This is a genomic window from Flavobacterium salmonis (assembly GCF_903819435.1).
GTDB lineage: Bacteria > Bacteroidota > Bacteroidia > Flavobacteriales > Flavobacteriaceae > Flavobacterium > Flavobacterium chungangense.
Genome location: NZ_CAIJDP010000053.1, coordinates 74,252 through 85,217, shown reverse-complemented (window position 1 = coordinate 85,217; position 10,966 = coordinate 74,252). Strand labels below are relative to the sequence as shown.

Sequence of the window (10,966 nt, the reverse complement as noted above, 5' to 3'; positions counted from 1 at the left end):
CTGACAAAGTGTTAGGAGATAAACCAACCAAGGTTTGTCCAACTACAGGTGATGACCAATAAGTAGCATCGAAATTCTTCATCGGAAATGAAGTACGTTCCATTATAAACGAATTAGCCGCACCAATGTATAAGCCATTAGTATCCTGTAGTAGAGAGCCATTATTTTTTATAACTAATTTACCATCCGTTTTAACATCAATAGTTTCAATTACACTTAATGTAACATCTGCGGGAACTGTTAAAGTTTTTCCACTACTAATATAACATGAGCATACCTCTGCACTATTAGCTAAAATAGAATCCTGACTCACTGCTATAGAAGTTCCGGACGGTGGCGCTGTTGAGCCATCGTAAGCAAAAGGAACATCTATAAAATTAAAAGCAACATTAGCATCTCCTGCATCCTCTCTCAGGCGTATTTCAACTTCTGAATTTTTATTTAAGGTATAATAAGCTCCGCTGTTAATGATGGTGCCTGTTGTTGTGTAGGCCTGAGTAAAAATTAAACTTCCGTCTATATAAATCTGAGCGACATCGTCACAATTTACTAGCTGTATCTGGTAGCGCCCACAAGGAAATCCTTTACGCTTATAGGTCATTGTAAAATAATCAACTTGAATTGGAGCACCATTCCATGCACTATTATTTACTGATGGTGATTGTGTTTTATTCCAAAAAGTTTGTGATTGAATATTTATATTTGGGTCGATGTAATAACCTGCATAGCTATCTCTTAATTCAGTATTTGTAAAATCTAAATTTGCTTTTATAAATCCATAAACATTCCAGACTTTATCTCCAAAAGGCAAATTGGGATCTCCTTTTGGTAAACCATAAGAAAAACTAACCCTTGAATCCCCTCCATTTTCATAGTATTCTAGTTTAAATATATGACTCCCCGCAGTTAATGTTTGAGTGGTAAAATTATATGTATACGAATGATCTCCCCAATTACTCAATGACGTAACTAAAACATTATCAATATACAAACGATATCCGTCATCACCACCAACAGTTATGACATAGTTTCCTGCTTCGGCAAGAGTAACGTTCATTAAATATCTAACAAAAAAATTGTCGCTAGGTGCTGGCCCACAAAAATTATTCGCCTCAACACTTGAGTCTCCTGTAATTGTTCCTGTAGCAACATTTCTATCAAAAACAGGTTTCTCTGCTACAGAACCAATATAGGTTGTCGCCGTAGGAGTTCCATTGTATGTGTATACATAACCCTTCCAATAATTATTGCCTGGGGTTTCAGTTGTTGCGGTACATACAGTATCTGGAGTAACATTACCTGTAATAGAAGCAGAACTTGTTCCACAAGCATTGCTAGCCGTAACAGAAACTGTTCCTACTCCTGAACCAATTGTTATAGTCGCTGAAGTTGTATTGCCTCCTGATGTTATAGACCATCCTGTTCCTGTAACTGACCACGTATAAGAAGTTGCGCCACTTACAGCAGCTATAGCAAAAATATTTCCAGTAGTATTAGTGTATTTATTTACTGGTTGCGTTATGGTTCCTGGAGTTGTTGGAGCAGTCGTTGGAGTAATACTCCCTGTCGTAGATGCAGAACTGGTACCACAACCATTAGTCGCCGTAACAGAAACTGTTCCTACACCCGATCCAATTGTTATAGTCGCTGAAGTTGTATTGCCTCCTGCTGTTACTGACCACCCTGTTCCTGTTACAGACCAAGTATAAGAAGTTGCAGCGCTTACAGCAGCAATACTATATGTATTTCCTGTTGAACCTGCACATTTATTAGTTGGTTGGGTTATCGTTCCTGGAGTAGAAGGGGCAGTAGTTGGAGTGACACTACCTGTTGTAGAAGCAGAACTAGTACCACAAGCATTGGTCGCAGTAACAGAAACTGTTCCTGCACCTGAACCGATTGTAATGGTTGCTGATGCAGTTGTTCCTCCTGCTGTCACTGCCCAACCGGCTCCGGTAACTGACCAGTTATAAGAAGTTGCTCCATTTACAGAAGCAATACTGTATATATTTCCTGTTGTACCTGCACATATATTCGTTGGTTGAGTTATCGTTCCTGGAGTTACCGGAGCTGTATTCACCGTTACTGTTACTTCATTTGATATTATCGGACTGCCACATGATGGAGTAGAGGTACAAACTACTAACCATGTACCCGCTGTTAAACTGGCACCTGTTGGAGTATATGATGAAGCAGTTTGACCACCAATAGCTGTTATTGCTCCTCCCGAAACAGAGCGTTTACCCCATTGATAAGTTACTGTTCCTCCTCCTGTCGGAGTAACTGTCAAAGCTGTACCTGGAGCTGAAACACAAATATTTTGAGCCGTATTTGGGGTTATTGGTGCAGCCGATAAAGCTTGATTTACCGTTACTGTTACTTCATTTGAAATTATCGGACTGCCACATGTTGGAGTACCGGTACATACAATATACCATGTACCCAATGTTAATCCCGCTCCTGTTGGAGTATATGAAGCTGATGTTTGACCTCCTATGGCCGTTATTGCTCCTCCCGAAACAGAGCGTTTACCCCATTGGTAAGTTACTGTTCCTCCTCCTGTTGGAGAAGCTGTTAAAGCTGAACCCGAACCCGTAATACAAACATTCTGAGCTATATTAGGTGTCACTGCAACAGCTGATAAATTCGCATTTACAGTTACGGTTACCTGATTAGAAGTTACTCCTGAAGAACAAGTACCTGTAACAACTACATCATAAGTTCCTGCATTAGCTGTTGTTGGATTTGTTAAAGTAAGAGTTGATGTTGTTGCTCCGCTTATAACACCACCGTTTGTTAATGGTGAAGAATTTCTTCTCCATTGATAAGTTAAACCTGTTCCTGTTGCTGCAACAGAGATTGTTTGCGTACCGCTTCCAGAACATACTGCAGGTGGAGCAACTGGTTGAGAAGATATTGATGGTGGGACAGTTCCCGCCGGATTTATCGTAAGACTAATCGGGTATGTTATTGAACTTGTACAATTTGGAGTCTGAGTATCTTTAACAACCGTTAATACTCCATTATAAGTACCTGGAGCCGCACCCCAATTATATTGAATAGTTATTGTACCAGGACCTGCTGATACTCCAATAACTTGATGCATATTAGACCCAAAAACTGCTGAAGAAGTAAAATCCAGGTAAACTAAATTAGCATTTCCCGTTATTGAAGTATAGGAAAGTGTACTATTACTATTATTCTGACAACCTATTGAATTATTACTTACCAACGTAATTGTCAACTCAGGATTAACAACAACTGAAAATGGACTTGAATAAACAACCGGACAGGCTCCACTACCTACAACTGCTCTATACTGCCAAGTACCAGCTACAGAAGGATTTTCAGAATATACAGCTGAAGTATTTGAAATTGGAGTCCATGAAGAATCAGTGCTTAACTTCTTTTCCCATCTCACTATATTACCTACATAACCACCTCTTAACGTCATATTTCCTGTAGAGGAATTTAAACATATAGGTGAATTCCCATCGTAAACTCCTCCACCAACCGGAGTTGGATTTACTACAACATCTGTTGATACTGTCGAAACAATACCATCGTTTCTTCTAATATCCACAGTATAAGTTCCCCCGTGGTTGTAATAGTTAGCAGTAGTAGAATAAGTAGGACTAGAACTATAACCAGTAGAAATTCCATTACCTGACCATTTATATTCATATGTGTAAGAACCAGAAGTTGCAGTTGGAGGTGTAGCTGTAAATGTCAACGTATTACCATTACAGACAGGACTGTTTGACGTGACGCTTCCTGTTCCGCCTCTGGCATTAAATGTATCAAAATCAGAAAGAGCGCCACCACCATTGCCGTTACAGGCAGATACCTTAGTACTGCCTATATAAAGGGCAGTATTGTTGCTACAAGGATTACTTTCAGAAACTAATCTTCCTCCATTAACTACAAATGAAGTGTTGGCTGGAAAAGTTATTGTACTACTACCTACAAATGACATAAGACCATTTGAATTGATTGTAACTCTTTTAGTATTAACTGTGATAGTGCCATTTACAATTAATTTCCCACTCGACCCATTTCCAATTACCAAAGAGGTGAAACTATTAGTTATGTTAGTGTTTAATGTGATGCTATGTGTATCACGGATTGTTACTGTTTTAGTTGTTCCTGCACTCTGACCAGGATAACTTGTTGCTGCAACCCAGCTAGTACCGTTATAATATTGCCAACTTGAAAGAGTAGTCCAGTTACCAGTCCCAACAGAGCGATAATCTCCTGTCGTTTGTCCAAAAACTGTGTTCCCAAACAAAAAAACTGTAAAAAATAAAACGGTTGCTAAAACTCTAGATTTAAGTAAAGTTTTTTTCATAATAAATATTATTAATTCTTTTTAAAGAATGTTATAACAATTAGATTTTGTTGATTATTTCTAACATTACTACCTGACTTCAGGAACATCAAAAATCGAATTCTTCAAAAAATTTGTATTTCCTTATACCTACGTAAAAACCCGTAGGAGGGATTTATTTTTGTAATCAATTTTGACTTAGATTATGAAACAAAATTAGCTCGTAAAATCAGGTTTTTTATGAAATTTCAGACCTTTTAGATGAAAGACATTATTAGTCGATGAGCGACCTGTTTTGAAATAAAAAAAGTAAGAATAAGAAGTATTTACCTACAATAAAAATTACGTTAGCTACAAGATTAAGTAATCTTATTACTACATAAAAAAACACAAAACATCTGATTTTCAATCCTCAATGACTTTTTATAAAAAAAAGAAGCAAAAAAGCTAGATTCCTATAAATCAAACCATTGAGTTTTCATAAAAATGCTTAAGCGTTTTTTAACTCTTGTAACTTTTTCATTTAAAAAATACGGTTGTATCTTTGAGAAAATATTGCAATACCACAAAATATGAAATATACTACCCTGCCCAATACCGATATAAAAGTGAGTAAAATTTGTCTGGGCACTATGACCTTTGGTGAACAAAACACAGAATCTGAAGGACATCAGCAAATGGATTATGCATTTGAAAATGGTGTCAACTTTTTTGATACAGCCGAAATGTATTCAGTTCCGGGTCGTGAAGAAACTTATGGAAGTACTGAGAAAATTATCGGTACCTGGTTTAAAAAAACGGGAAATCGTGACAAAGTTATTTTGGCTTCTAAAATTGCCGGACCAAATCCTAATTTTGGATATATGCGTGAGAACTTAGATTTCTCTCCTGCGAGTATTAAATATGCTTTAGAAAATAGCTTAAAACGCCTGCAGACAGATTATATCGATTTGTACCAACTGCATTGGCCGGAACGCAAAACCAATTGTTTTGGACAGCGCGGATTTAAAGTTCAGGATGAAGCCTGGGAAGATAATTTCCGGGAGGTTCTTGAAACTTTTGAGGGTTTGATTAAAGAAGGCAAAATAAAACATCTGGGCGTTTCAAACGAAAATGCGTGGGGAATGATGCGTTTTCTTGAAGAAAGCAAATACCAAAATCTTCCAAGAATCAAAACAATTCAAAATCCGTATAATTTATTGAATCGCCTTTTCGAAGTTGGTTCTGCCGAAGTTTCCATTCATGAAAATGTGGGATTGCTTGCTTATTCTCCGTTAGCTTTTGGAGTTTTATCTGGTAAGTTCTTAACCGGAGAACCTCACCCAAATGCCAGAATCAATCTTTTTCCTCAATACAAACGTTACAACAGCGAGCAAAGCACTCAGGCAACTCGTTTATATCAGGAAATTGCCCACAAACACGGATTGACTTTGACCGAGCTGGCTTTAGGCTTTGTATTGCAACAGCCCTTTTTAACAAGCGCTATTATTGGGGCTACATCATTAGATCAGTTAAAAGAAAATATTGCAACTGTTGATGTAACGCTTTCAAAAGAAATCCTGGCTGAGATTGATAACGTTCAGACTATTATTCCGGATCCGGCTCCTTAAATTCGAATCATTAAATACAAAATCCCGAAAGCCTTCCAGCTATCGGGATTTATTTTTAGAATTGACTTAATAGTACATAACCAGAATGATTTTCTTTTTTGAACTATCAATGAATTTTTCGATAACTACAAAAAACTTTTCATTCACCATTGGACAGCCAAGACTGTTGCAAATAGGATAAGGCTGTTGTTCAAAAGGGACATCGTAATATTTATGAAGTACTATATTCCGGTCAAAAGCATTACTATTTGTTTCGTCTAAACCATATAATTTATAACATTTGCCAAATCTTCCGGTGTAAGAACCGCCAATTGCATATTTCCCTAAAGAACTACAATTGGAATTTTTTACGTTGCTAAACTTTAGTTTCCCGGTAATACCCGTTTCTGACCCAGAACCATGTCCTACTAATCCTTTGCCGAGTAATTTGTCATGTTTTAAATCGTAAATAAAAAACCGGTTTTTTCCTGATTCTATCTTCATATCTAAAAAGAAGGCAACATCTGAATTATATTTAGGAGATTCCCCCAAAAATCTCTTTATAACAGCTACCTCCTTTTTTAGATTCTCTTCATAAGAATAAACCGGTTTTACATTTATAGTTTTCAAATCCTTCCCCTTGTCATTTCTGCATGCAAAACTTGCGCCAAAAATTCCAATTAAAAGCAAGATTAAAATATTCTTTCTCATATTACAGATTGGATACTTTGCTATTTTTCAACCTTATAACCTTTCACTTGTGCAAAACCCAGTATTGAAGTATTAATAGCATTACCTAAATCATCCTGTTTTTTATTTTTCTTAGACTCTGTATCTATATATTCCTGACGCTTTTTAGCTAAGACAGCAATTTCTTTTTGAATTGTTTCTCTTTCTTTTGATTTTTGAGTTACAAAAGTTTTTATATCTTCTGTCGATTTATTTTGAAGCTCAACCGGCAATTCTTCCCTTTTAATTTTAGAAATTGCCGCCGCGTCTTCTTTTACTTTGTCCACCAGATCCCAGCTTTCGTTTTTATAAACTGTTTTTGATTTGCTTACAGCGCGTTCTGTATAATTAGATGCCGAAACTTTTTTTGCATTTTGATCCTGCACATTTTGGTTCATTTTTTTCTCATATCCTTTTGAACCATAATTGATATACGTTTTATTTAGTTTTTCGTCGCATTTTGAAATTTCATCATCATACGGAGTAGCGATATATTGTACAGTCTGATTTGAATCGATATTAAAATATTTTCCTTTGCCATAATCGGCGCCATCTTTCCAGAGAATATTTATACCTTCGGTTTTATTGCCGCAAAAAATAGTGTTCACATAAATATCATTCTTCAAAGCGTCACTAATCGCTTCCTTATAATTTATTTCGCCCTGGTTAAAATCTTCATTTCCGGCAATGTAAATGAGTTTCATATTGCTCTTTTCTCTCGCCCACTTTAATTGTTTTGTTGCATCCTGAATAACGGCTCCGCAATATTCATTTCCTCCATTGGTTCTTAAGGCAAATAACTTTTCAGAAATTAAATCCAAATCTGTAGAGAGTGGTGTTATCTGTCGGATATAATTGGATTGCTTCGATAATCCGTCATTTCCGTATTCATATAAAGCAATTTCGATATCAGGAGTTTTTCCATCATATTTTAATGTTGTTAATGTATTGACGATATTCCAAAGCCTTGATTTTGCCTGATCAATTAATCCGTCCATACTGCTGGAGGTATCCAATAAAAGGGCCACTTGTATTTTAGTACTTTCGGCTGTAATTGTTTTTTTAATTCCAGTATCTTTTTTTGGATTTGCATGGGATGAATTGCAGCTTACTAAAGAAACTATAACAGCAAAAAGAGCGGGGATAAAAAATTGAGATTTCATAATTTCTAGTTTTTAGTTGGTTGATTACAGTTCAAACTTAAAAACTTAAAATCCTCATTTTTTGAAGAAATGGTGAAACGGTATTTTGACTTGGTGAAACAAGTTGTAAAAGGAGTTTAAAATACTTTACTTTACAATATTAACTGAAACCTTTCCGGTTTTGTTGAAAAGCAACGAATGCAACGAATAATTAGTATCATCTTATACACAATACTGCTGATTCCTATTGGAGTAACCGCACAGGATTCCCTTGCTAAAAAGAAAGCAGTTCCATTGAGTAAAATGAGTAAAGCTGCGAAGAATCTGGAAAAATCTCTGGATGCAAATGATGAAGGTCAAATTGCACGGAATTACGAAAATCTGGCCAACGAATTTTTAAATAAAGGGGACAATGCCAAAGCCGAGGAATATTTTAAAAGGGCATTAAACAGTTATACCAAACTAAAACTCACCGAAGATAAAACCCGTGTAACACGAAGTTTAGCCAAAACTCAGGAAAACCAGAAAAACTTTGATTCGGCAATTAAAAATTATGAAGTCGCCGGTTCATTGGCAAAAGATGTTTCTGAAGAAAAAATCAATTTAAATGATGCTAACCGACTTAAAAACAAGTCAAATCCGGCCAGTCAAAAAGATTATGTCGATTCCAATATTGAATTGCTGAAAAAGGAAAATAAAAGCAAGGAAGTTACAGAAGCTTATGTTCAGAAAGCCCAAAATTCATTAGAATTAAAAGATAAAAAGGTTGCCATAGAAAGCTACAAAAAAGCAATTGCTTATGCAAAAGACAAACCCGAAGCTGTTATCAATCTTAAAAATGAAATAGCAAATGTATATGCCTCAGACAATCAGTTTGAAAAAGCAATTGGCATCAACGAAAAGCTTTTGGCAGAAGCCGTAACGAAAGAGGATTTTAATACCCAAATAAAACAATTACAATCGCTGGCTTCTCTTTATTTTAAAAAAGAAGAACCAAACAAAGCCGTTTTATCATTGAAAGAAGCTTATGATCTTGCCTCCCGAAAAGGAAATTCAGCCGAAGCAAAAAAAACGTTATCAGAATTGGTACAATATTATAAAGCCGAAGGAAATGAAAAAGAAAGCATGGCGCTTTATGAAGGGTTTATTAAAAACTTCGAGCAATTAATTCAATCTGATACGACATTAATTAATACTAAAAAATTCCAGATTACAGAAGGTAAAATTCGCCAGCTCGAGAAAGAAAAGTCTCTTAAAGATGAATTAATCACAAAGAAAAACACCTTCAATTATTTTTTAATAGGATCTGTTATGTTGCTTTTGGTCTTGTTTGTTTTTATTGTAAAATCACTTTATTCCATCAAAACTAAGAACAAAGAAATCGCTTTGCAGTCATTGCGCCGTGAAATGAATCCGCACTTTATTTTTAATAGTCTCAACAGCGTCAATCAGTTTATTTCTGAAAACAAAGAACTCGAAGCCAACAAATACCTTACTTCCTACTCTACTTTGATGCGTGATATGATGGAAAACTCCAATAAGGATTTCATTATACTGGATAAAGAAGTCGAGCAATTAAAAAAATACTTAGACCTGGAACATTTGCGTTTTCAGGATAAATTTGATTTTAAAATTACGGTTGATAAAGATCTGGATACCGAAAGTGTTTTTGTACCCAATATGATTATTCAGCCGCATTTAGAAAATGCGATTTGGCATGGCTTGCGTTACTTAGATAAAAAAGGATTTTTACATCTTCAATTTCAGTATTACAACGAAAAAGTAATTGTAGTTATTGAAGATAACGGAATTGGTTTAACCAAAAGTCAGGAACTCAAAACCAGTAATCAGAAAGTACATGAATCACGAGGCCTAAACAATACTAAAGAACGAGTTGGTTTACTGAATGAATTGTATAAAAAGAATATTTCTTTTACAATCAAAGAAAAAGAATTTCCGGAATCAGGTACTGTAGTTGAAATTATCTTCCCTTTAATCGATTCCATATGATGACTTTTCAAAAGATAAAGAGTGTAATTGTCGAAGATGAACTGGCAGCGCGGGAAGTTCTTAAAAATTATCTGAGCAAATATTGTCCGCAGGTAGAAGTGGTCGGGGAAGCACAGAATATAAAAGAAGCTGTACCTCTTTTACACGAAATACAGCCACAATTGGTTTTTCTGGATGTCGAAATGCCTTTCGGAAATGCTTTTGATGTTCTGGAAGCCTGTAAAGATTTACAATTCGAAACCATATTTGTAACCGCTTTTTCTGAATATTCTTTAAAAGCCCTGAACCAAAGTGCGGCTTATTATTTACTAAAGCCTATATCTATTGAAGAATTGATTGTGGCAGTTAACAAGGTTCATCACCAAATCATGAATCAGGAAATCTTTAACCGAAATAAAATTATTGTCGAGAATTTCCATGAATCCAAACCTGAAAAACAACAGGTAATCCTGCCCACACTGGAAGGATTTGAAGTTGTCAAAATGGAAGAGATCGTTCGCCTGCGCGGAAACGGGAATTTCACTGATTTGTATTTGAACAACGGAAACAAAAAAATGGTCTGCCGGTTTTTAAAACACTTTTCAGAAATTTTGCCTTTGCCTTTTATTCGCGTTCACAAATCGCATATCATCAATATGAATTGTGTGAAATCGTATAATAAAGGTGGAATTATTACCCTTAACGATGGTTCTGAAATTGAAGTTTCTCCGACTTATAAAGAAGAATTTTTGAAAAATTTTAAATAGAATCGATTTACGTTAATTTGGTTTTATAATCATTTTTGCAATTATATCTCCTAATTTTTGGTTTTTCTTTGTTAAAATAATGGACAGTAAATAAATAAAAGGACAAACTAATTCAAATAAATCAAATATTCTTCTTATGACTATTCTGATATATTTTTTATAACCATTAGGTTGCACATTATCAAACACCATTTCTAATTTGAATATATGTTTTCCAATAGTCTTATTCATGAGAATATCCTGAGAAAGATATACAAAATAGTATACTAAAAAAAAGTAACCGTTATTATCCGTGTTTGCTGGATTACGACTATGCTCATAAAATAAAAATGGTTCTACTATTTTAATTATCAGCGCAAACAAAAACAAATCTATTAAAGCGGCTCCAATTCTTTTAAATATGTAGTCACGTTTTCTCATGTT

Annotated in this window: 7 protein-coding genes; 3 read left to right on the top strand and 4 right to left on the bottom strand. The window is 35.3% G+C overall.

Annotation, left to right across the window (positions count from 1 at the left end):
• The coding region (locus FLACHUCJ7_RS02395) for a PA14 domain-containing protein (protein WP_219634051.1) at positions 1-4,348 on the bottom strand (4,348 nt) is incomplete at its 3' end.
• A 551-nt stretch (positions 4,349-4,899) separates the two neighbouring features.
• Between FLACHUCJ7_RS02395 and FLACHUCJ7_RS02390 the strand changes: the two genes are divergently transcribed.
• Positions 4,900-5,937: an aldo/keto reductase gene (locus tag FLACHUCJ7_RS02390; protein WP_180907788.1), complete on the top strand. Its 1,038-nt coding sequence runs from the start codon at positions 4,900-4,902 to the stop codon at positions 5,935-5,937.
• 66 nt (positions 5,938-6,003) lie between these two features.
• Here the strand turns inward: FLACHUCJ7_RS02390 and FLACHUCJ7_RS02385 are convergent, their stop codons facing one another.
• Together FLACHUCJ7_RS02385 and FLACHUCJ7_RS02380 are read right to left on the bottom strand one after the other, a co-directional pair.
• Entirely contained in the window at positions 6,004-6,627 is a 624-nt protein-coding gene (locus tag FLACHUCJ7_RS02385; protein WP_078228995.1) for a murein L,D-transpeptidase catalytic domain-containing protein, read from the bottom strand.
• Positions 6,628-6,647: 20 nt separating this feature from the next.
• The gene (locus tag FLACHUCJ7_RS02380) at positions 6,648-7,808 is read right to left on the bottom strand and encodes a vWA domain-containing protein (RefSeq protein ID WP_078228994.1); all 1,161 of its coding nucleotides are present in this window, start codon (positions 7,806-7,808) and stop codon (positions 6,648-6,650) included.
• Between the two features lie 177 nt (positions 7,809-7,985).
• On the opposite strand from FLACHUCJ7_RS02380, the gene FLACHUCJ7_RS02375 reads away from it, so the two are divergent.
• The gene (locus tag FLACHUCJ7_RS02375; RefSeq protein WP_180907787.1) at positions 7,986-9,797 is read left to right on the top strand and encodes a tetratricopeptide repeat-containing sensor histidine kinase; all 1,812 of its coding nucleotides are present in this window, start codon (positions 7,986-7,988) and stop codon (positions 9,795-9,797) included.
• The gene (locus FLACHUCJ7_RS02370) at positions 9,794-10,543 is read left to right on the top strand and encodes a LytR/AlgR family response regulator transcription factor (protein WP_180907786.1); all 750 of its coding nucleotides are present in this window, start codon (positions 9,794-9,796) and stop codon (positions 10,541-10,543) included. The genes FLACHUCJ7_RS02375 and FLACHUCJ7_RS02370 overlap by 4 nt, the downstream gene beginning before the upstream one ends.
• 12 nt (positions 10,544-10,555) lie before the next feature.
• Here FLACHUCJ7_RS02370 and FLACHUCJ7_RS02365 read toward each other — a convergent pair whose 3' ends face one another.
• Positions 10,556-10,963 carry an RDD family protein gene (locus FLACHUCJ7_RS02365; RefSeq protein WP_180907785.1) on the bottom strand — a complete coding sequence of 136 codons (408 nt, stop codon included), beginning with the start codon at positions 10,961-10,963 and terminating at the stop codon, positions 10,556-10,558.
• Between the last annotated feature and the right edge of the window lie 3 nt (positions 10,964-10,966).

What these genes read in the sequence shown, in the direction of transcription:
- FLACHUCJ7_RS02370 (WP_180907786.1), top strand. Translation starts at nt 9,794, where the DNA reads ATGATGACTTTTCAAAAGATAAAGAGTGTAATTGTCGAAGATGAACTG.
- FLACHUCJ7_RS02385 (WP_078228995.1), bottom strand. Translation starts at nt 6,627, where the DNA reads ATGAGAAAGAATATTTTAATCTTGCTTTTAATTGGAATTTTTGGCGCA.
- FLACHUCJ7_RS02390 (WP_180907788.1), top strand. Translation starts at nt 4,900, where the DNA reads ATGAAATATACTACCCTGCCCAATACCGATATAAAAGTGAGTAAAATT.
- FLACHUCJ7_RS02365 (WP_180907785.1), bottom strand. Translation starts at nt 10,963, where the DNA reads ATGAGAAAACGTGACTACATATTTAAAAGAATTGGAGCCGCTTTAATA.
- FLACHUCJ7_RS02380 (WP_078228994.1), bottom strand. Translation starts at nt 7,808, where the DNA reads ATGAAATCTCAATTTTTTATCCCCGCTCTTTTTGCTGTTATAGTTTCT.
- FLACHUCJ7_RS02375 (WP_180907787.1), top strand. Translation starts at nt 7,986, where the DNA reads ATGCAACGAATAATTAGTATCATCTTATACACAATACTGCTGATTCCT.